General features: G+C 38.6%; 20 protein-coding genes. 13 read left to right on the top strand and 7 right to left on the bottom strand.

Features of this window, described 5'->3' with window-relative positions:
• Positions 1-61: 61 nt before the first annotated feature.
• Genes HLV59_RS14815 through HLV59_RS14805 form a run of 3 tightly spaced genes read right to left on the bottom strand, consistent with a single transcriptional unit; the run spans position 62 to position 3,444 of the window.
• Positions 62-1,195, bottom strand: a complete 1,134-nt coding sequence (locus HLV59_RS14815) for an HlyD family secretion protein (RefSeq protein WP_171430273.1) — start codon at positions 1,193-1,195, stop codon at positions 62-64.
• A 39-nt stretch (positions 1,196-1,234) separates the two neighbouring features.
• Positions 1,235-2,878, bottom strand: coding sequence for an MFS transporter (locus tag HLV59_RS14810; RefSeq protein ID WP_087090265.1), 1,644 nt, complete (start codon positions 2,876-2,878; stop codon positions 1,235-1,237).
• A complete protein-coding gene (locus HLV59_RS14805) occupies positions 2,875-3,444 on the bottom strand; it encodes a TetR/AcrR family transcriptional regulator (protein ID WP_061874909.1) in 570 nt (189 codons plus the stop codon). The genes HLV59_RS14810 and HLV59_RS14805 overlap by 4 nt, the downstream gene beginning before the upstream one ends.
• Positions 3,445-3,622: 178 nt before the next feature.
• On the opposite strand from HLV59_RS14805, the gene HLV59_RS14800 reads away from it, so the two are divergent.
• The 3 genes from HLV59_RS14800 (at position 3,623) to HLV59_RS14790 (ending at position 4,912) form a co-directional block, all read left to right on the top strand.
• Positions 3,623-4,246 (top strand): LysE family translocator, encoded by a 624-nt coding sequence (locus HLV59_RS14800; protein ID WP_031947482.1) that lies wholly within the window; start codon positions 3,623-3,625, stop codon positions 4,244-4,246.
• Between the two features lie 161 nt (positions 4,247-4,407).
• Positions 4,408-4,596, top strand: a complete 189-nt coding sequence (locus HLV59_RS18580; RefSeq protein WP_216606730.1) for an NF038215 family lipoprotein — start codon at positions 4,408-4,410, stop codon at positions 4,594-4,596.
• Positions 4,577-4,912, top strand: a complete 336-nt coding sequence (locus tag HLV59_RS14790) for an EF-hand domain-containing protein (RefSeq protein WP_057106573.1) — start codon at positions 4,577-4,579, stop codon at positions 4,910-4,912. The genes HLV59_RS18580 and HLV59_RS14790 overlap by 20 nt, the downstream gene beginning before the upstream one ends.
• A gap of 84 nt (positions 4,913-4,996) precedes the next feature.
• Here the strand turns inward: HLV59_RS14790 and metG are convergent, their stop codons facing one another.
• Complete coding sequence (gene metG, locus HLV59_RS14785) at positions 4,997-7,063, bottom strand: methionine--tRNA ligase (RefSeq protein WP_171430644.1); 2,067 nt, start codon at positions 7,061-7,063, stop codon at positions 4,997-4,999.
• Positions 7,064-7,347: 284 nt separating this feature from the next.
• On the opposite strand from metG, the gene HLV59_RS14780 reads away from it, so the two are divergent.
• The 3 genes from HLV59_RS14780 (at position 7,348) to HLV59_RS14770 (ending at position 10,200) form a co-directional block, all read left to right on the top strand.
• Positions 7,348-7,848, top strand: coding sequence for a hypothetical protein (locus HLV59_RS14780; protein ID WP_016144465.1), 501 nt, complete (start codon positions 7,348-7,350; stop codon positions 7,846-7,848).
• 145 nt (positions 7,849-7,993) lie between these two features.
• Entirely contained in the window at positions 7,994-9,184 is a 1,191-nt protein-coding gene (gene apbC, locus HLV59_RS14775) for an iron-sulfur cluster carrier protein ApbC (protein ID WP_171430271.1), read from the top strand.
• A 143-nt stretch (positions 9,185-9,327) separates the two neighbouring features.
• Entirely contained in the window at positions 9,328-10,200 is an 873-nt protein-coding gene (locus HLV59_RS14770; protein WP_062848718.1) for a 5'-methylthioadenosine/S-adenosylhomocysteine nucleosidase, read from the top strand.
• A gap of 32 nt (positions 10,201-10,232) precedes the next feature.
• Here the strand turns inward: HLV59_RS14770 and HLV59_RS14765 are convergent, their stop codons facing one another.
• The gene (locus tag HLV59_RS14765; RefSeq protein WP_017401861.1) at positions 10,233-10,799 is read right to left on the bottom strand and encodes a DUF2062 domain-containing protein; all 567 of its coding nucleotides are present in this window, start codon (positions 10,797-10,799) and stop codon (positions 10,233-10,235) included.
• A 362-nt stretch (positions 10,800-11,161) separates the two neighbouring features.
• Between HLV59_RS14765 and HLV59_RS14760 the strand changes: the two genes are divergently transcribed.
• The 7 genes from HLV59_RS14760 (at position 11,162) to HLV59_RS14730 (ending at position 20,625) form a co-directional block, all read left to right on the top strand.
• Positions 11,162-11,755, top strand: coding sequence for a LysE family translocator (locus HLV59_RS14760; protein ID WP_061874488.1), 594 nt, complete (start codon positions 11,162-11,164; stop codon positions 11,753-11,755).
• Positions 11,756-11,870: 115 nt separating this feature from the next.
• A complete protein-coding gene (gene dcd / locus HLV59_RS14755; RefSeq protein WP_003653416.1) occupies positions 11,871-12,440 on the top strand; it encodes a dCTP deaminase in 570 nt (189 codons plus the stop codon).
• A 302-nt stretch (positions 12,441-12,742) separates the two neighbouring features.
• Positions 12,743-14,050, top strand: coding sequence for a hypothetical protein (locus tag HLV59_RS14750; RefSeq protein ID WP_171430270.1), 1,308 nt, complete (start codon positions 12,743-12,745; stop codon positions 14,048-14,050).
• 232 nt (positions 14,051-14,282) lie between these two features.
• Complete coding sequence (locus tag HLV59_RS14745) at positions 14,283-16,325, top strand: hypothetical protein (protein ID WP_171430269.1); 2,043 nt, start codon at positions 14,283-14,285, stop codon at positions 16,323-16,325.
• A 15-nt stretch (positions 16,326-16,340) separates the two neighbouring features.
• Positions 16,341-17,066 (top strand): DUF6160 family protein, encoded by a 726-nt coding sequence (locus HLV59_RS14740; protein ID WP_171430268.1) that lies wholly within the window; start codon positions 16,341-16,343, stop codon positions 17,064-17,066.
• Positions 17,067-17,098: 32 nt separating this feature from the next.
• Positions 17,099-19,510, top strand: coding sequence for a DUF6160 family protein (locus HLV59_RS14735; protein WP_171430267.1), 2,412 nt, complete (start codon positions 17,099-17,101; stop codon positions 19,508-19,510).
• Positions 19,511-19,671: 161 nt separating this feature from the next.
• Positions 19,672-20,625 (top strand): DUF6160 family protein, encoded by a 954-nt coding sequence (locus tag HLV59_RS14730; protein WP_171430266.1) that lies wholly within the window; start codon positions 19,672-19,674, stop codon positions 20,623-20,625.
• 80 nt (positions 20,626-20,705) lie between these two features.
• Here HLV59_RS14730 and HLV59_RS14725 read toward each other — a convergent pair whose 3' ends face one another.
• Complete coding sequence (locus tag HLV59_RS14725) at positions 20,706-21,650, bottom strand: tRNA dihydrouridine synthase (RefSeq protein ID WP_062848725.1); 945 nt, start codon at positions 21,648-21,650, stop codon at positions 20,706-20,708.
• 84 nt (positions 21,651-21,734) lie between these two features.
• Positions 21,735-22,544 (bottom strand): cytochrome C assembly family protein, encoded by an 810-nt coding sequence (locus HLV59_RS14720; RefSeq protein ID WP_061874482.1) that lies wholly within the window; start codon positions 22,542-22,544, stop codon positions 21,735-21,737.
• Positions 22,545-22,559 lie beyond the last annotated feature (15 nt).

Here is a 22,559-nt window from a genome sequence, read left to right as displayed (position 1 = left end):
AATTGAGAAAAATAATGATTGATCACATTGTAGCTTTTTAATGAGGCTTTTAAAAAGCAGTTTACGAACCTGTATCGACAGAAATAATCACTGACATGCCAGGGCGTAAGTGTTCGATTCCTTCCTGATTTGGATCAATGGTAATACGTACCGCAATTCGTTGAACCACTTTGGTAAAGTTTCCAGTTGCATTGTCAGGTTTCAATACACTGAACTCCGAACCTGCAGCTGGTGAGATCTGCTCAACATGTCCTGTAAATTTTTTATGTTTCATGGCGTCGACTGTGAACCATGCTTTTTGACCAATTCGCATATTAGCAATTTGGGTCTCTTTGAAGTTAGCGATTACCCAAGTTTGCTGTGGAATCAAATAGAGTAATTGTGAACCTGCTGCTACATATTGCCCAACACGAGGGTTCACCTCACCAAGTTGACCATCCATTGGAGCAACAATAACACTGTAGTCTTTAGTAGTTTGCGCCTGATCTAATTGTGCTTTAGCGCTAGAAACTTGTGCTTCTAAGCCAGCTTCTGCGACCTGCGCCGTTTTAAGTGCTTCTTTGGCAACTAAAACATTAGCTTCTGCCTGCTTCAGTGCTGCAAGATTATTTTCAGCATCTGCTGCGGCTTTATCTTGTTCAGATTTAGAGGCAGCGCCACTATTTCCTAACTGTTGATAGCGTCTAAGCTGGGCTAAAGAGAGTTCATATTGAGCTTTAACTTGTTCTACTTTAGCTTGTGCAGCCACAATATCAGCTTGTTTTTGAGCAATAGACTGCGTTTGGTTGGCTAAAGTATTTTTAGCTTGTTCAACCCCTGAAGCGGCTTGCGCTACTTTTTGGTCGTAAGTCGTTGCATCAATATGCATTAATACTTGACCCTTTTTAACGTAGTCAAAGTCCTTAACTAATACATCTTTAACGTAACCATTAATTTGTGACGATAAAATCGTGGTTTTACCTTTGACATAGCTATTGTCAGTTTGCTGAACACTCGTTGCGAAAGGTCCGATTCTCCATGCCCATAAAATCACTAAAATACCGACAATGAGCACAACCAGCATCCATAATAAAGTTGAGCGTTTTGTCGGAATCAGTTTACTTGCAGGTGCAGGTGCAGGTGCAGGTGCAGGTGTTGGCTCGTTGGTAGGTGCCTGAGCAGGTGTTGGTTCCGGTTTGTTTTGATCATCTGACATATATCAATCTCAATTTCTATTTCATCAATAAAGAAGCTATTAAGGACGGCTAATTCCTCTGCGTTGTAGATATTTACTCCGTGCAATATTAAATCCACCCCACAAAAGTAGTGCGACAGCAAAAATACCGTTTAATGCAATAACATCATTGTAGGCACGCACTTGGGCTTCACGTGTGACTACTTGATTAAGTGAGCGCATGGATTGAGCTGTTTGTAATGCTGGGTCAGTCGTAGTAACTGATGCGCTGCGTTGATAGGTAGAGAGTCTTTGAGCGACCAGAGGGTCTGCTTGTTCTAAATCTTTAATAATTTCGGCTTGATAGTTTTGCGTCCGATGTTGTTGATAGGTCGAGAAGAACGAAGACCCGACAAGACCACCGAAAGTTTGGGTTGCAGAAAATAATACGATGAAGGTCACCACATAAGATGGACCTTTAGCAAGTGTTTGCGCAAAGCCAATCAGGAGCAAGGGCCCAATAAATAGACCACCAGCAAAGCCGACTAAAAACTGACTTGCAAAGAAGTTTACAGGTCGGACATCACTGGTTAAGTGATAATCTAGTCCACACGCGACTAAAATTAAAAACTCTGCAAAAAGTAAGTGGAAGATAATTCTTTCACGTGAAAAAGTAAGCGCACTAAAAAGTGTTCCGCTTAAAATCCCCACTAATATGACCACATAGAGGGGAACAAATTGGTCAGGACCCATTCCCATAGTTTTTAAGAAGTTAACCGCTGCATAACTTTGTTCTGACATTAAAAGTCGAATGGCAAAGGCACCAAAAATGAAACGTAAGGTGGAAGCGGCCCCTAACCAGCGCGTCATAATTAATGGATTGGCGCGATAATGTTCATAAAGCAAACCAAGAACAACTAAGCTAAAACCTGCAATTAATACATAAGCAAGCCACTCGCTATTAAACCACCATAAAATTGGACCTTGTGTGAGCACAATACATAAACAGGCAAAGCCGGGAGCGAGTAAAGCAAAGGTGAAAAAATCTTGCTTCTCAAAAACATAAATTCGTAAGCTACGTGGTAATTTCAATGAAACAACCATGGCTAAACAACAAAGTGCTAAGCCGAGCTCAAACGTATATAGAACAGACCAACTGTCTGTATTTACAAGAAATGGAGAAATAATCCAAGCTAATGGTACGCCGAGTTGCTGAAAACCGAATGCGATATATATTCCTTTTGCCATGTCTGCTTTTTTAAAAGCTTGCATGGTGTAATACATGCCTAATGAGCTCAGTGGCGCGCCAGCTAAACCTGCCACAACCCGAGCGAATAGCGCCATTTCATAGGTATGCACAAAAATATGTAAGACCAGAACTGCAATAAAAATCACGAGTCCTATTTCTGAAAACACTCTTAGGCCATACTGTTGTCGAGCTTTAAACAAAATCAGGTTTGAGCTGACATTTGCCATAACATAGGCCGCAGGCAGCCAAGCCGCTTCGGAAGGAGTTAGTCCATACTCACCTTGGATTAAGGGTAAGTTTGCTGTAATAAAACCATTACTTAAGCTTGCTGAAAGAGCGACGAATAAACCGATAAAAAAGTAAATAAACCGCTTAGGTACAGAATGCGCAATAGCTGCTGGTGAACCTGGTAAAGTCGGTTGCTCTTCAGGCGTCCAGTCGGGTGGTGTTTCTAAATAACGAGGCGTTTTACTCATTCTATCCCTCGAATTTTTTGTATTTGAATACCATGAAATAGTAATTCAATTGCTCGTTTTGCTAAGCGAGTCTGTTCTTCTGGCTCATGTCCTTGAAATGAAGAACCTAACATTGCAGTGACCATTGCATAGTCGTCCGCAGTTAGATCGGCTCGGCACAATTTTTGTTTTATCGCATTTTCAATCAGTGGGTTAAGTGCATTATTTCGCCGTTCATAAATTTTTAACATAATTGGATCTTGTCGATCAATCACTCTCCAAAAATCTTGCAAAATTGCAAGCTTGGGAAGTTGTGCAATATGTCCTTCAATTAAACGAAATAAACCATCCTCGAATTGTTGAAAATGAGCTGCTTTTTGCTCTAGCTGTGTAATCGCACGCTCTAAAAGGGCGCTAATTAAAGCTTTGCGATCACAAAAGTTGCGGTAAAAAGTTGCTCTACCAACACCAGCGTGGTCAATTACAACTTGTAAGGGGACATTAATGCCATGGATACGAAAACATTCTTCGGCTGCATTGAGTAATTCATCCCGATTATGGGCAGCGATTTTTTGACGTTTACTCATGTCATCGATTAGGGTGTTTTAAAGGTTATATATTTAACGGACATTTTTGTCCGTTGTGAAGATATAAAATGTAAAAACATGAAAATTCAATTTTCATCATTTATATCTTCGCCATTTTTATATGTGTCATAAAAAGCTGTTAGAATACCGCGCAATTGCGTGATGCTAGGTCAATACAATGTTTGAGTCCCTTATTCCTCTTTTTTCAATTGCGATGGCATTGATGCTTGGAGCAATAAGTCCTGGGCCAAGCTTTATTTATGTTGCACAAAATTCAATTTCTAAATCACGTAAACATGGGTTGTTTACCGCTTTAGGGACGGGGACAGGCGCAGCGCTTTTTGGTCTATTAGCAGTGATGGGATTACAAGCAGTTTTATTGGCGGTACCTTCTGCTTATCTAATTTTAAAAATTGGTGGTGGGCTATATTTGCTTTGGCTGGCTTTTAAAATTATTAAACATGCTAAAGAACCAATTGCAATGGAAAACGATGGCAAATCGAAAATGACTTATAAACAAGCATATCGATATGGCTTAATTACCCAGTTAAGTAATCCAAAAATTGCAGTCGTGCTAGCAAGTGTATTTACAGCTTTACTGCCAAAAGAAATCCCTAATTATTACTATGTCGCATTGCCAGTGATTTGTTTTATGATTGATGCTGGCTGGTACTCATGTGTGGCAATGCTGTTATCTTCAGAGAAGCCTCGAAAAATGTATTTAAAGGCAAAAACAGGTGTTGATCGAGTTACTGGAAGCATTGTTACGCTATTAGGTTTAAAACTGATCTTTTTCAAGTAAATAAAGTTTAATTCAAATATCTAAAAAATAGAAAGCCGGACAATGAAAGTCAGGCTTTCTTTTGTGTAAAATATATACAAATTGAAATATCTTTTTTAGCATTTAAACATTTAAAAAGTGGTAACTTAATAAATAAAACAAAAAGAAATGAGGATCACGTTATGAAAAAACTAATGGTGAGCATTTCTGTAGTTTTTCTCATCTTAACGACTGGATGTGAGATGAGAACGATGAGCAAGCAGCAACTGGCAAATGAACGGTCCATGAGTATTGTGGGTACACCTGTTCATGAAAAAGATTATAAGATTTCTGATTTACAAACCAATAATCATGAGCTATCCAACTATTAAATTATTTCTAGGCTGCATCACTTACTTCATTTTAAATGGGGTAAGTGCATGTGAGCCTGCGTCTTTAGATTGGAAACTTTTTCAGGAAAAATATGATCTAAATCATGATGGCATGTATAGTCTAAAAGAATTTCAACGGGTTGAAGACTTTTATCCTTATAACTGGCCGAGTGATAAGCGCTTTCAAGGTGAAAACAAGCAAACGAAGCTATTCAATTATTTAGATGAAAATAAGAATGGTTATTTAACAAATGAAGAGCTAGGTAATGTTCATGTTTTATTTAAAAATCCTTGTGAAGGATGGCCATGGTCATAATTTGATATGGCTAGTTTAAAAGCATTGAAGATTCTTAAATATAAAAAAGCTCCCAATTTAGGGAGCTTTTTTTATGAACCTAGATTAAGAAACTTTATCGCCAGGTTTCGCACCGCTATCTGGTGAAATAATGAAAATACCTTCACCATTTCCGGCAGCAAGTACCATACCGTTTGAAATACCAAAACGCATTTTACGTGGTGCAAGGTTAGCAACCATCACGACCAATTTACCTTTTAGATCTTCTGGTGCATATTGGCTACGGATACCACTAAATACATTGCGTGGTTCAGCTTCACCAACGTCTAAAGTAAGTTGAAGTAACTTATCTGAACCTTCAACTGTACCTGCTTCAACAACCTGAGCAACACGTAAGTCAACTTTTAAGAAGTCTTCAATACCGATAATTTCAGCTTCACCCACTGCTGGAGTAGGCGCTGCTTTTTTCTCAGCTGCTTTGTCTTTTTTTGCTGCGGCTTTTGTTGCTTGTGGAGCGGGAGTACCCAAAGACTCTTTAGAAGCATCAACCATGGCTGCAACAGCTTTTGGATCAACACGTTGCATGAGAGGTTGGAACTGCGCAATCTCATGGCTTACAAGAATTTGTTTACGTGACTCAAAATTAAAGCTGTCAAGTTTTAAGAAATCTTGAACTTGTGCAGCCAAAGTTGGTAAAACAGGCGCCAAGTACACAGCTAATTGACGGAATAAGTTGATACCAACCGAACATACATCAAGAACTTGTTGTTCTTGACCTTCTTGTTTCGCAAGTGCCCAAGGCTTTTTCTCATCAATATATTGGTTTGCACGGTCAGCTAGCGCCATAATTTCACGAATAGCCGTAGAAAATTCACGTGCTTCATATGCGGCAGCAATTGAATCACCTGCATCAATAAAACTTTGTAGTAAGTCAGATTCTGCACAGTCAGCAGATAAAGTATTGTTAAAGTTGCTATTGATGAACTTCGCACAGCGGCTAGCAATGTTAACGACTTTACCCACTAAGTCTGAATTTACTTTTTGAACAAAATCATCAAGGTTCAAGTCAGAGTCTTCAACTTTATCTGAAAGCTTAGAAGCAAAGTAATAGCGTAAATATTCTGGGTTTAAATGCTGTAAGTAAGTCTCGGCCTTAATGAAAGTACCACGTGACTTAGACATTTTTTGGCCATTTACAGTCAGGAAACCATTAACAAATAAGCCAGTTGGAGTGCGGTAGTTCGCGCCTTCAAGCATTGCAGGCCAGAATAAAGCATGGAAATAAACAATGTCTTTACCAATGAAATGATAAACATCATTTTGGCTATCTTTTTTCCAGAAATCATCAAAGTTTAAATCTGGGCGTTTAGTTTTGATGTAGTTTTCAAAACTAGACATATAACCGATTGGGGCATCTACCCAAACATAGAAATATTTGTTTGGCGCATCTGGAATTTCAAAACCAAAATAAGGGGCATCGCGAGAAATATCCCAGTCTGCTAAACCGGCTTCAAACCATTCATCAAGTTTGTTTGCAATCGAAACTGGTAAGCGACCTTCATCACGGGTCCATTTCTGCAAATATTCAGCGAAGTTAGGAAGTTTGAAGAAGTAGTGATCTGATGATTTTTCAACTGGTGTTGCACCACTTAAAGTCGAACGAGGGTTAAGTAACTCGGTCGCATTATAAGTTGTACCGCAGACTTCACATGAGTCGCCGTATTGATCTTCTGACTTACATTTTGGGCATGTACCCTTAATGAAACGGTCGGATAAGAACATACCTTTTTCTGGGTCAAATAATTGAGTTACAGGACGAACTGCAATATTTCCAGCTTCACGATTCTTAATATAGATATCTGTTGAACGTGCTTTGTTGGCATCGCTATGCGTTGAATCGTAATGATCGAAATGTACGCCAAAACCATCAAAATCACGGATATGTTCTTTTTGAACATTGGCAATTTGTTCTTCTGGGCTAATACCATTCGCTTCGGCACGTAGCATAATTGCTGTACCGTGAGCATCATCCGCACATACATAAGTCACATCATGACCCATTGCTCGCATGGCACGAACCCAGATATCTGCCTGGATGTAACCGAGTAAATGACCCATATGAATTGGACCATTAGCATAAGGGAGGGCATTAGTGACTAAAATTTTACGCACGGATTTCATTCTCTCATTCGTATTTATAAGGTGGAAGATTTTAACTGATGCAGGGAGATAAGCAAAGATTAATAATCTTGGGCTTGGCGTAAGCGGATTCTATGAAAATGAATTTTAGTCATTGATAGTTTCTCTTTAGAATAGATAAACAAATCAAAAAATATTTGAATCATCCTGTATTGTCTTTGTTTCAAATTGCAGTTACGGTCAGAAAATAAGCCATAACGATGTATAACTAATAACTTATTCAGGTAATTTTTTAATTAGCTATGAGGATAACAACGATGACTACTGAAAATAAATTAGACGAATTAAAGGCAAAAGCGGCTGATGCAAAAGTACAAGGTGAAAAAGCTTTGGACGATTTAAAAGAAAATGTAAAAGAGAAGCAAGCTGCTGGTAAAGAAGCAGTTGAAGAGAAAGTAGACCAATTAAAGGCAAAAGCGGCTGATGCAAAAGTACAAGGTGAAAAAGCTTTGGACGATTTAAAGGAAAATGTAAAAGAGAAACAAGCGTCTGGTAAAGAGGCTGTTGAAGATAAAGCAACTGATTTAAAAGGCAAACTTGAGGATGCTCAGCATACTCTACAAGACAAGTTTGATCATTTACGTACTGAGGCAAGCCATAAACTTGATGATGCCAAAGCTAAAGCTGCGGAACTAAAGGAAGAAGCTGCTACAAAATTTGATGAGTTAAAAACTCAAGCAACAGCAAAATTTGATGAGTTAAAGAAAACAGCAACTGATAAGTTAAATAAATTAAAAAATCATGATTCTGCTGAATAAGCTGATCTAAACTAAAATCTGCACTCCTCACCTAAAAGATGAGATTGTAAGTGAGTAATTATTCATCCCAAGGTGAGCGAGTGCGGACCAATACTGTTACACTATCTCCATTAAGCTGTAATGATCTGTTTTTGGAGTAAACAATATGTCTTGGCTTTCTTCATTAAAGTCCGTTTTTTCACCCGCACAAGAGGTGAAAGAAGATGAAATCCAAACCGTACTCCAAAATTATTTATTACCCCATTCAAAAGATGCTCTAAAAGAGCGCATTAGTCAGCTTCAAGTTCAAGGTCGTGTATTACAACTTACGATTAATACATTTCCAGATGAAAAAGAGCATTTGCAGCAAATTCATGATGATTTAGCGAGTGCATTAGAAAAGTGCGGTATTGAAGAACTTAACTTGCATGTGGTTCAACAAAAACGCCCTACACCAGAAAATTCAAATTTACCTCCTGTGCTGGATGCTTCACCTAAATCAGCACCAGATCCAAATAATGCACCGATTCAAAAAGCCGCTCCGCAACAAAGAGATGTTCCACTTCACCCTCGTATTAAAAATGTCATTTTAGTTTCATCTGGGAAAGGCGGTGTTGGTAAATCGACAACTACAGTCAATTTAGCACTTGCCTTGCAAAAAATGGGACTTAAGGTGGGGGTATTAGATGCTGATATTTACGGCCCAAGTATTCCGACCATGCTAGGTAACGCTGGTAAAACTCCTCTTATTGAAAGTGAAAATTTTGTACCTTTAGATGCTTATGGTATGGCTGTACTTTCTATTGGACATTTAACTGGTGATAACAACACACCTGTTGCATGGCGTGGACCAAAGGCAACAGGCGCTCTAATGCAATTGTTTAATCAAACGCTTTGGCCAGATTTAGATGTACTTATGATTGATATGCCACCAGGTACTGGTGATATTCAGCTTACACTTGCTCAGCGTATTCCTGTTACAGGTTCAATCATTGTGACTACACCACAAAATGTTGCTTTGTTAGATGCGACCAAAGGAATTGAGTTATTTAATAAAGTTGGTATTCCAGTATTAGGGGTCGTCGAAAATATGTCGACCCATATTTGTTCGAACTGTGGGCATGAAGAGCAAATTTTTGGTATTGGTGGTGGTGATAAACTTTCCGAGCAATACCATATTCCATTATTAGGTCGTTTGCCTTTAAATGCTCAAATACGTGAACATGCTGATCAGGGTAAACCTAGTGTTGTAGCAATGGATGATGCGGCTGATAGCTATATTGAGATTGCTAAAGCAGTCTGGCAGCAGATTGAAAAAATCCCTCAACGCACACGTGATGATAAGCGTATTTTCTAATTTATTAAAACCCGGCTTTAAGTCGGGTTTTTTATCATCTGATTAAAATAAAAAATTAAATTACTGAATCCTAATAACAAAGCTGAACTTGAAATTGGCATGTAGATTGCTACCTTACACTTTTTAAAAAGAAAGGTTAAAAAATGCAATTTAAGTATAGTTTGGGCGTAATCAGTTTATGTAGCGCTTTATTTTTAGTGGGATGTAATGATGACAACTCATCCGTTTCACAAACACCAACAGTTCAGGAGCAAAAACAGAAGTTACAGCCAATTATTATTCAGGGTGCTTTACCCGTAGAGTCGGAAAGAATGGCTTCAAAGTTAGAGAATAAGACTGTTGAAAAAGTTGGTGGGTGGACCTTCTGGAAAGGAACCTATAACGGCTATCCAATGATTATTTCTAAAACCCGCATGGGTATGAGTAACTCGGCTGCCGCAACAGCTTTAGCGATTGAACGTTATAAACCGATTGCGATCATTAATCAGGGAACATCAGGTGGACACGACCCAGATCTACATGTCTACGATATTGTTTTAGGAAAATATACAACCAATATTGGTGCATTTAGAACACCTAAACAGCCAGTAGGTGGTGGTTCAGACTCACTCACCTGGGTTGAGGCTTTCGATGTTTTGCCAACAGATGAATCTGACCCAGAACCGATTGCAATACGCAAATTTGAAGGTGACCAAGAGTTGTTAATGGCGGCACATAAAGTTCGTTATGATAAAGGCGAAGTAGTTGAAGGAACGATTGGTTCAGCAGATGTTTGGAATAACGAACTTGATCGTATTCAATTTTTCCATCAGCGTTATGGCACTTCTGTTGAGGAAATGGAAGCAGCATCAGTTGCACAAATCGCAAGCCAGTTTAATGTTCCGTTTTTAGGTATTCGAATCTTATCTAATAATATTACCAATAATGGAGCTTATGACCCTGGTACAGGGGAGGCTTGCCAAGAGTATGTACTTAATGTGGCCGAAGAATATATGAAATCAAAACTGCCAAAATAATGATTTAAACCTATGCAAGAAGAGTGAAGCTTTTATAAAACCTCTTCTTGCTTCTTTTGACGATGTCTACTTTTCCAGTTTTTAACGACCATCCAGCGCCAGAAAATTTCTGTACATATATATAAAATGACAGCAAATACAAAAGCTTCTACAACAAGTCCAGTCATCAAGATTTTCGCAAGACTAAAATCAATATGACCATGGCCGAAATGAGTAATCCAACGAGAAATCTGATGCAATACACCTAGCAGCATTTCTTTGTTAATCATATGCACATGAAAAATATGGGCACCGAACCAAAAACCAATATATAAAATAGGAACTAATGTAAGCGGGTTACTTAGCCAAGCCAGCATTAAGCTAATGGGTAAATTTACTTCAAATAGTAAGACCGCCATCACAATAAATACGCTGTGAAAAGGGATAGGCAGTAAACCAAAAAAAGTTCCGACAAAAACAGCACGAGTAATTGATTTTCGATTGACGTACCAAAGCACAGGATTCAGGGTCTTTTTACCAAAAATCCTTAGAAATTTCATATTTGAAACTTTCTCGGGGGAGGGAAGCCAAGATTGAAAAAAATGCTTTGCCATAATCATTAAGGGTAGTAGAGCGCGATGCTCTATATAAAAAATCAGAAATAATATAAGAATTGAAACTTATTAAAAGCTTAAAATTTAAACTTACCATTGCTATATATTTTTTATTATAAAGACTTTTGATGGAAAAATAGACTTAAAATAAAAATACTTATGTTACTTAATGCGTAATCTATTTGAAAAGCATCACAACTGACCGTAAAGTTTTCTTCTCTAGTTTTTGAGATAATTTTATAAGTATTTGTTTTTATGAATTTTATTTAGATGATAAAAATAATTTTAAAAATTTTGTCTTACAATTACTTTTTGCCTTGTAACAGAATATCTATTAATCTGAGATGACTATATTGTGAGGTCATTCAATGATTTCATGGCTTTTTATTGGCTTAGTAGCCACAATTTTACTTACTCCTGGTCCAACCAATACACTACTCGCTTCTTCAGGCGTGCAAGTGGGCTTAAGGAAATCAGTAAAACTTATTCCAGCAGAAGTTTTGGGCTATGTGATCTCTATTTCTGCATGGGGAATGCTGATTGGGAAAGTGTCTAACACACTGCCAATGCTGCCGCCTATTCTAAAGCTATTGAGTGCTTGCTATATTATTTTCTTGGCCATTAAGTTATGGCATACGGCGAATCAAGAAGTTGAATTAAATCAGCCTACGATTCGTGCTCGTGAATTATTCTGTGCAACTTTATTAAATCCCAAAGCCTTACTCTTTGCTTCAGCTATTTTTCCGGTAGCTGCATGGAGTAATTTTCATATTTATTTAATTCATATGATGGCTTACTTAGCGCTTATTACACCCATTGCATTGTTATGGATTTTCTTGGGATCGGTTTTAGCTTCTAAGAAAGTGGGTTGGCTAAATCAAACTAACTTGCAAAAAACCGCTTCACTTGTCTTGGTCAGCTTTTCAATTCCAATTAGTTATTCTGCTTTACTTAACCTTTAAATGTACCGTTGAGCTATTCTTATCGAGAAGAGTAGCTCAAGCGTTGTTTTCATAATTGGTTTTTTACGTTAAAGTACGTCGCAATCAATGAAATTACCTTTTGGATAGAAAATACATGGCTATTAAGTCTGATCGTTGGATTCGCGAGATGAGCGAAAAACACGGCATGATTGAACCTTATGCAGAGAATCAAGTCCGTTTTGATGAAAATGGTGAAAAGTTGATTTCCTACGGGGTCTCTAGCTATGGTTATGATGTACGCTGTGCCCGTGAATTTAAGGTTTTTACAAACGTACATTCTGCAATTGTCGATCCAAAAAATTTCGATGACAAAAGTTTTATCGATATTGAGTCTGACGTTTGTATTATTCCGCCAAACTCATTTGCTCTAGCACGTACAATTGAATATTTCCGTATACCTCGCAATGTATTGACAGTGTGCTTAGGTAAATCGACCTATGCTCGTTGCGGTATTATTGTAAATGTGACTCCATTAGAACCGGAATGGGAAGGTCACGTTACGTTAGAATTTTCAAATACGACAAATTTACCTGCACGTATTTATGCTGGGGAAGGCGTAGCACAAATGCTATTCTTTGAAAGTGATGAAGTGTGCGAAACCTCTTATAAAGACCGTGGTGGTAAATACCAAGGTCAAACAGGTGTTACACTTCCTAAAACTTAATGTTTCCTCGATGAAAAGATTTTAAAAATAATGGGTCACTTAGGTGGCCCAATTTTATAAATAAAATTTTGTGAGAAGCGTTTATCGGAATTATGATAATCGACAGTTTCCTTTTGTAAAAAATGATATAAAATGATCAATAATTGATTTGTTTTTTTGTTCTGCATCACAGAATTTAAAAGCAAATATGATGGATATAGGCTCTCTTTGATAATATTTAGTTAAATACATTATCAAATGTAGATAGGCCAAATAAAAAGAAATTAAACAGGATTATGCCCCCACGGATACGGAGGTCGGCCATGCGACAGTTTACGTCTCTTCGAGTAGCACTTTTGACACTCGGAAGCTTATGTTTTTCTTCAGCTTACGCTGCTTCGACATTAGTTCCTATGTCAGATGCTGAACTATCAGCGACCCGTGGCCAAGCCTTGATGAGTATGTCATATGTTGCGCCTACCGATTCTGCAAACTTAGAAAAACTACGTGACAGTAATAGTAATGTAGGCTTTTATAAATTAGGCCTAGATGCTGATTTAGAATTGAATGCGAATATTAAAAAGTTACAGCTTGGCTGTGGTGGGGCTAACGGTGCAGGTGCTTGTGATATTGATATTGATAACTTAAGTCTAAGCGGCATTTCAGATACTAACGATGGCCGTGCGAGTTCTTCGGCAAAATTAACCAATCCATTTATTGAGTTTGCGATTAAAAACCCTAACAGCGCATCGACTCGTGAAGTAGCGGGGGTGAGATTAAGTGCTGAATCTATTCAGGGCCTACTTACCTTTGGTTCGGAAAATACAACTACAAAAAATGGTATTAACTCTTTTAGTGGTTATATGGTGACTCAAGCGACTGGGGGTACGGTTAGCACAGCTGCCCGTCCAACAGGTTCAGGATTAACGCAAGCCAATTTAGGTACACAAATTACTGGGCGCGCAAAAGGAACATTGTTGGGTCTTGATGTTATTAATACAAATTTCCGTTCAACTAGTTATGATTTAGGCTTGAGTAGTGCTTCTGGCAGTTTATTTTTACCTTCTCAAGTCATTAGTGGAAAGCGTATTACTACTGCGAATTTGACTGGTACTGCTAATGTGAGCGGTATTAATTTGTCAGGTACAATTGCAGCTGATACTGATTTAATTATCACGATTGCAGGTAACTTAAGTGGAACAATTAATAACTTAGGAGTAAATGTTGCTGTCAATGAAGATTTAGGTTACTTCCATAAAGTTAATTTGAATGGCACAGCGGCTTCTCTTTCTTTGCAAGGACAAAATTTGCAATGGACAGGAGCGAAGTCAGTTTCTCAGGCTGGTTGGTGGTTAGAACTCTCAAATCCGATTGATATTGGTGATGTAACACCACAATCACAGGTGGTAATTACTGATGATGTGGTGAAAGCAACATTAGGCAAGGTTAGTCAGTATTTGACAGCCAATCCGGTTGACTGTGGAACTTTAGCTTTCAATTGTTTGCTAGGTAATATTGATGTTAGTACTGTAGATTTAACTGGTCAGTATGTTCCTATGAATTTGAGTAATTTAGTTTTAAAAAATCAGAGTTTTGCTCCGAACTGTTATGGCAGCTTAAAGTTCTGCTAACTTTAAAAGAAAGTAGCTATGGCTATTTTACATTCATCGGAAAAGTAAATTTTTACATGCTTTTTTTTGCATTTGTGCAAATATTCCGCATAATAGAAATGTGGAAAGGTTGGCAATATCTTTTAGATTTGCCTCATTGTCTAAGGTGAAAAGGATAGATTCACCTGGCATCAAGGAATGTTAAAGAAAAATAAATATGGTGCACGGCATCGTATAAAACAGGAAGGTCAAGATGACTACACTTAATTATACGGTAAGGTTTCAAAAAACCGTTTTGGCAAGTTTAATCGGGCTTTGTATAAGCCAACCTAGTTTCGCACTCGAAGAACTTTCTGATGCGGGCTTGAGTGAAACGACAGGTGAAGGTATTGCTATCTTGCCACAGAATACTTATATGGTATTTCGAGGAGCAGGCGCTAACGAAACTTCAAGTCAGATTTTAACTGATCGTACTAAAGATACGGGCTATATCAATTATGTACCTGTTGGCCCTTTAAGTATGACAGCCGCTGATACCAATAAAAATGGTTCAATTGATTCAGGTGACCGTGCGGTAGGTAAAGCAGATATTTTTCTTTATGGCTTAGCACTTTCTAAATCTGATAATAATACAAATACCCGCATTGCTTCTACCGATGCAGCTGCTGCAATCTCAAGTTGGGGTACTGCTGTTAACCCGTGGATTTTCAAAGTTGCGACTGAAAACTCAGTGCCGAATTTTAGTGCAAATAATTGCACAGGTGCGACTGACCCAACATGTCAGGTAACTTACTTAGCTTTAGAAGCTCCTTTATATGAAGTCGGAACAAAGGATTCTGCAGGTATTGACGCTTATAAGCTGAAATTAGGCTTATGGACAGATATTTTTGTCCGTAATCCAAATAAAATAAATGGCGCCACAGATCAATTTAATTATGGCGATTCAAATGGTCTAATTGGCACGAGTACTGACGCAACTCGTGCAAACCGTCTTCGTTTACAAGGAGTGTGGAATAACTTTAGCTTAAATGGCAGCCGCTTACAGCTTTTCCAAACATTAGGTGGAGCGACATCTGCTGGAGGAATGAGTCCTTTCTATAACGATACTTTAGGCTTTGCTGGAGTAGTACGTTTAAATAGTGGTGATGCCTCTAATTTAAGAGCAACAATTACTTCGAATACTCCAACGTCTACAGTAGGGCCATGGGTAAATCGTTATAGCACTCAATATACTGGCGCACCGAGTAATAACTCCCCAAGTTCAGATTGGTTATATCGTATTCGTAGTCAGACCACGACTGTGACATCAACAGGGTCATGGACTGCCCCAACTGACAGTGCTATGAATAATGTTTTACGTTTAAGTACGCGCGAGTCAGGGACTACACAAGGCAATTTGGTAACACCTGCAATTAATGGTGGAGCTGCTCCAACTTTTGATGCAAATGAAGGGTTATATCTCTATAATCCGAATATTAACCTTGTATTGGGTTCTTTATATCAGCCATTAGTTTTAAGCTCGGATGGCAAGAACTTTAGTATAGAACTCGCTCGTATTCCAAATAAACCTGAAATTTATAAGAAAATCTATACAGACTATAGTGGAGCAGATACGAGTTATTTAGGTTCTACTTGTAATATTTATCAATGTGGTACGAACGTAACATTAGGTGGTAAAACTTATCAGGGCTCTAGCGCAACCCATAGTAGCATTTCAATTGGTTCAACTGTCTATAATGCAACCAATAATACTTTAGAAGCATTTAAAGGAAATAGCACACAAGATGCAGTCGGTATTTCATTCGGTAAATTACCTACAGGCACAGTGGCGGCGATCACGCAAACTAAAAATTTCTACCAATTGCAAAATCAGGAACGCCGTGCAGGTAGCTATAGCTGCGGATTTTTGAATTTAAGTACTTGTTATGATACATGGCAATATCGGACAGCAACAGGCTGGACTGGCAATGCTGGCTCAGGTTTAAGATTTGATTCTCAGGGTGCGAATTGGGCAAATGTAGAGAGTACTGCTTATTATAATCCTACTGTGAATAATACAGGTTATACCTTAGCTGATGCCGGAAATGGCGCTCAGTACACAGTACCGAATGGTACGCCTTTGCCAGATGCCCGTTATGAGGGTGGGCGTTGGTACACGACCACGCCAAATGCAGATTTGAACACGTATAAGTTATCTGGAGCGCAAATTAGCTCAGCAATTACGAATAATATGGGTTCTGCTGTTATTGATGGTGTTTTAATTCAGCACTTAAAACTAACAACTAAAGGCCTATAAGAGGAGGAGCGTAATATGAAAAAAATAAGTACTTTAATCCTCGCTCTTTGTGCAACGGTCACTCATGCAGAGCTACAAACTTTAGATAATGAAGCATTACAAGCCATCAATGGTCAGGCTGGTGCGGATTTATCTTTAATGCTCAATTTAAATCAGACCGCTAGTGGTGTATTTGACAATGGTAGTGGTGGTGTCTGTGAGAACGTAGAGTTTTGCCATATTGGTTTGGCAATTAATAAGCGTTTTGTACAAGCAGATGCGACCAAACCAAGTGGCTGGGCCGAAAATAGTAATAGTGGTAATAAACTTTGGCTTGTATTTAAAGGCGTACAAGGTACTTTAAATATTCAAAAGATGGGTTTGGATGGGGCTGATTTAAAGTATTTGGATAAAAACAATACTGAAATGATTAAGCCTGCTATTCAACTGAGTTTTAGTGCAGCACAGCCCATTTTAATTCGTAACTTTGGTTTTAATGCCCTATCAATTGAGCAAGATAACTTTACCAGCTCAACAACAGCGCAAGGTTCGAGCGCAAATATGTATGATTATGCATATTTCAAAAAGCCAACTTATGCAGCAACTGCCAATAGTGCAAACCAGCAAGTGGCTACTGCAACACCATCGGCGTATGACCATGGGCGTGAAACTGGTTTTATGGGCTTAATGATGAACGGAAACTTGGCTATTCAAGGAAAAGTCATGGTCTTTAGCTGTGATGGCAGCCATCCTCGTTGTTAAGGGTTAATGTAGATTTCAAAGGAACTGAAGTGATGAGAAAAAATAAAGAAAATCACAGCTCAAAGTTTATTTTAAATGCATTAACAACCAGCATGTTGTTAGTGAGCGGACACGTTTTTGCTTTAGAAGCTTTAACAGATGCTGATTTGAGTGCTGTTAATGGACAAGATGGAATTTCGATCCAAACGACGTTCAATGAAATCAATATTGATAATGCTTACTGGGATGACCATGCGGGTACATCTAGCAGTGCTGATCAGGTTTTAAGGGCGCAAGCCGGTGGCATAAAAGTTCAAAAAAGTAATGCATCTAGTCAGCCTTTAAGCACAAATTATCGGTTAGATGTAGGGAGCAATCCAACTACGGGTAAAACTGGACTCGACTTTTCTATGCAAAGCAGTCCATCACTTATTACTGTGAATAGTTTTAAGGTATGTAATAACTCTGCTACTTGCTCACCGACTATGGGGCAGTTGGCTATTCAAACAACTTCTCCACTAAATTTGGCACTTACCACCCAAGACGGTCTATTTAATGCAAATAGTCAGTCAAGCATGACGCTCGGAATTAATAATGCCAATATTTATTTAGGGCAAGTCGATGCGCGCAGCCAGTTAAATCAATTAATTTTAAGAAATTTTAACTTTAATTTTGTCGGTAAAGGGGCGATGTTAATTGACCCAACTCGTGGCCTAGTTTTACAGACAAATACTGGAACTAACGTCGCTAGTGTAGGTCAAACCCCGAATAATACCTATGGATATGTTGATTTTAACCGTGTAGCAGATTCAGCTTCTGGTTTAACAGCAGGCACATATGTAGACAGTAGTGGAAAAGTAACCAATTCGGGCCTGAACATTGAGGTCATGTTAAGTTCCAATGTTGATAAAACTAATCCTTATGCTTTAGATGCCACCAATAGTCCACAAAATGCGAAAGGTTTGATTCGTTTAGGTGCTAGCGGACGTATGGTAAATAGTTATTTACAAGTCCGTGGTATGGATGGTACGTCAGATACAACAATATTAGGTACGGCAAATACTGCTTCGGGCACCAGTTCAAGTAATAGTATTTTAGGTAATTCTGGAATTGCCTTTCGTATGAAAGGTGAGTTCACTAAAGATAATGACTCAATGCTAGGTTCAGATGGTAAAGCAACTACGTTAGAAATTGGTGGAGCGGGTCTGAATGCTTATGGTTTCGAATTTGGTAATTTAACAGGTCTTAACTCTGCTACGCGCGGTTATTTCGACAGCGGAAATATTTATCTAAATCTCGCTGATACAAAAACGTTATTAATGCCAAATAACGCGACTTTAAATGCAATTCGTTTAGGATCGGGTACTTTAACAACAGCTGCTGATTATCAGCATAATATTCACCGTGATACGGTCACTAATCCGTTTAGCTTAATTCTTGCGATGCGTGGAGCAGAGTTTCAGGCATTTTCAAGACGCGGTCGTTTTACGACAAGTGCGAATGTCGCTCCTGCCAATCAGTTTGCAGACAATGGTGCAAATAACCAGTGGGGCTTAGCATTACCTTTTTATAATTTAAATGCTAACGCTGCTGTATATGGTTTAGATGCACCAGCAAATAGTGCTTATTATTATACAAAAGATGCAAATGGTAAGCCTGTTCGAAATGTTGTGGCTACATCTGGAACGACTTCGCGTTTAGGTTTTGGGATTGCTGCCGGAACTACTGGACGTGATGCGACTGGGACCAAAACAACCTCAATTTTATTAATTGATGGTTCTCCAAATGCTAATAATGGCGGTAGTCCTACTGATTATTACATGGGCTTACGTAATATCGACATGTTCCTCAAAGGCAATGGAACTATTGGTTTAGAAAATGGCAGCCTCAATGTTAGTTTAAAAGAGATGCTGCTTGCTTTATCAACAGAAATTGCAGCTGGCTATTTACCAGGTGCTAAATATAAAACTTGTCCAGCGACAGGTTCATGTACTTCACCTATCGATAATTTTGCCAAAAATAATGATGTTTTATTTGGTTTAAAACTACGTTTAGGTGGTGATCTTAACTTATCGATCGTTCCAAATAGTTCTATTGCAGATGGTAGTGCTTTAACTGTACTCGGCGATTTCACAATGCCGGCGACAGCAACTGGAAATACAGTTCAAATTAGTGATCCGATTGATGGTTCTGCAATTGGCTTTGATAATATTACCGGAAAGCTAGCGTTTAATACTGCTTTGGTTGTGGGTAAAGATACAACAAGCGGTTTAGGTAAAGTTGGGGTAAATACGGCGGTTTATTTTAACCCTGATAAGAGTATTGACGGCGCATTACGTGTTAAAGATATTAATTTTTATCCACCTTCAACAGGAGCTGGAGCGCGTTTAGGTGAGCTTGCAATTACTGGTGGACGTTTAAATAGTAGCTTTAGTATTGTGCCTAGAAATGGGGCTTTTAACTAATTAAAGAAAGCAGCGTTAATCGCTGCTTTTTTATATAAATTTTATTTTAGTGTGATTGGATTTGCATTCGTCGGGTTATAGAGATAATTGCTTTGTACTTGAATATTATTCTGATAGTCTGAACAAATAATAAGCGTTTGTCTCTTAAGGATTAGAGCGACATGAAGAATAAAAATATAGGGTTCTGGCTGCTACTTGCCAGTAGTTCAAGTGTTTTTGCAATGCAGCCTTTGGATGATCAAAGCCTTGCAGCAGCGACGGGTCAAAATGGCTTAACCTTAGGCATTCAGGCCGATAGCGTTAAATTTAATCAAGTCGCACTCATTGATACTAACGGTATTGCTTCAACCTCTTATAACAGTAAAGCTGGTTTTGTCATTGCGGGAAACTCTACTAATCCAGTTCCTGGCATAGAATTTATTAAAGCTGCTGTATCGGGTAATCCTTCTTTTAATATTGCAATGGATGCCGATGCTGGTGGTGGAAATCCGTTTTTAAATTTAGCTATATCTATGGGGAATGATGTAAACGGTATTCGACTTTTACCTTTCTCAGTTTATTTAGCTCCAAGTGCATCTTTATCTAGCCCATCCGATTACGCATTAACGAGCTATGCACCCAAATCAATTTTTAGTTCGGGAACGACAGTAAATACGGGTGTAAAAGAAATCATTCGTTCTAGTGGAAATCTGGATATTAACTTTGTATCAACCAATAAACCCCGTTTAAATATTCAACTTGGTCATGCTGCCCAGTCCGTCATGGTTAAATTTGGTGGGGCAATTCAGTCTATTTGTTCTGCTGCCTCTGGCTGTCCAATTACTTTGGTGTCCGATAATACAGGTGCTACATTTGGATTTAAATTTGCAGGAACAAATACTTCAACGGGTTTTGTGTTAGATGGTTTTTATGCAGGGGTTGATTCAACTGGATTAACTTTTGGCAATACAGGCGCATCTAGTAAATTTCATGCTTCACTTAACAATGTCACTTTAGGAAATATGGGTACACAAAATACAACAACGTTTAATAATTTACCTAATGGCTCTATGGGGAGTTTTGGTGTCACTGGTGTTTCTGTAACTGACTTTAAAATGAAAGTAAGCGGCTTTTAAAAAAGAATAATAGCTTAACCTGAAATACGAAAGAGGGCGGTTGTGAAAACAATCGCCCTCTTTTTTATGGCTATACCAAGTTAAATATTGTCTGATCTGGTGTGTTCTAATTGTTGCACAATTTCATCTAAAGCTTTAATCCGTTTCACTTGATCCCATAATTCTTTCGCTTGTGGATAGGCTTTGGTCATCATACCTAACCATTGCTTATAACGACCTACCATCCCAATTTCTGTTTTTGCTTGACCGTTTAAAAAGCGAATTTGTAAGTCAACGAGCTGTTCCCAACTGAATAATGCCTCATTCATATTTTCACGAATGCATTGTGTTAAATCAGGAGTCGTCACCGCACCACGGCCAATCATTAAGTCTTCACAGCCAGATTGTTGCTGACAGGCTCTAGCATCAGCATTGGTCCAGATTTCACCGTTAGCAATGACATTAATTTTTAAAGCTTCTTTAATCGGTAGAATTTTTTCCCAATAAGCGGGTGGCGTATAGCCATCTGCTTTAGTTCGAGCGTGTACGGTTAACCAGCTTGCACCCGCATCTTCAACAGCGTGGGCATTTTCCATCGTATGGTTTTCATCGAGATAACCTAAGCGCATTTTTGCTGAAACAGGGATGTGCGCAGGTACTGCATCTCGGACTGCCTTAATCAATAGATGTACAACATCCGGTTCATCAAGAAGTACTGAACCACCGCGATGTCGATTAACAGTTTTTGCGGGACAACCGAAATTAAGGTCGATTGCAGGTGCACCAAGCTCTACAACTTTTGCCGCATTGGCTGCCAGCATATCTGGATTGTTACCCAAGAACTGAACATGAACAGGCGTACCAGCGGCTGTTTTACCGTCATTTTTTAATTCTGGGCAAAAACTATAGTAAATATGGTCTGGCAAAATACTGTCTGTAACGCGAATAAACTCGGTCACACACCAGTCGAAATCACCAACAGATGTGAGTGTATCCCGCATGATCGGGTCAGTTAAACCTTCCATTGGAGCGAGTATGAGTTTCACAGTCTGTGTCACCTGAATAAAACGAAAACAGCGTTATACGGGATATGTATAACGCTGTCTAGTATCGATTAAATTTTAATTTATCTAGCGACCCAAGATCATCTCAAGCACAAATTTACTACCAATAAAGCCAATCGCCAAAAGCACAAAACCGATCAAGGTAAAGCGAATCGCTTTTTGACCTCGCCATCCTAGTTTGTAATGGCCGATCAATAGTGAGCCATAGATAAACCAAGAAATAATACTAAATACGGTTTTATGAGCGAGATGTTGAGCAAAGAAGCTATCAATAGTTAAAAAACCAAATGCAAGCGCAATTGTTAATAGAATGAAACCAGTAATAATCAGATCAAATAATAAAGATTCCATCGCCTGAATTGGCGGAAGTAAGTTGACCCAGAAACGTTTTTTTTGTTTCTTTTTGAGTTCACGGTTTTGAAACCATATTAAGATCGCATGTATGGTTGCCATTAATAAAACAGCATAGGCAGAAAGCGAAAGAATGATATGAGTATCAAGTCCTAGAGAATGCTGCTCAATAAATTGATCTGGTCGGCTAAAGGCAAAACCTAAAATAAGACCAATAGCTGCGACAGGTATGCCTAATAAATTTAACGGCAGAATTGGGCGGAAAGTACTAAAAATTAAGCTTAACAGTAGCATAAGCCCCGATGTGAAAGACATCAGGTTAAATACATCGTAGTTAATTCCTGCTGGCGTAAGCATAGCATCGCACAAAACTGTACCGTGCAGTGCTAATGCCAAGAGAGCAACAAAAGCAAATAACCATGGGTTTGGTTCACGTTTTGACATTAAACGAATAAACAGATACCAGAAAGAAGTGGTATATGCGATGAGTGCCAAAATTGTGTAAACCAAGGGGAGGCTAATCATGTCAAACCTTTTTCA

The sequence above is a fragment of the Acinetobacter lactucae genome, from assembly GCF_013122135.1.
Lineage (GTDB): Bacteria > Pseudomonadota > Gammaproteobacteria > Pseudomonadales > Moraxellaceae > Acinetobacter > Acinetobacter lactucae.
Note: the sequence above shows the minus strand (reverse complement) of the source record. Positions and strands in the feature narration are given on the sequence as shown.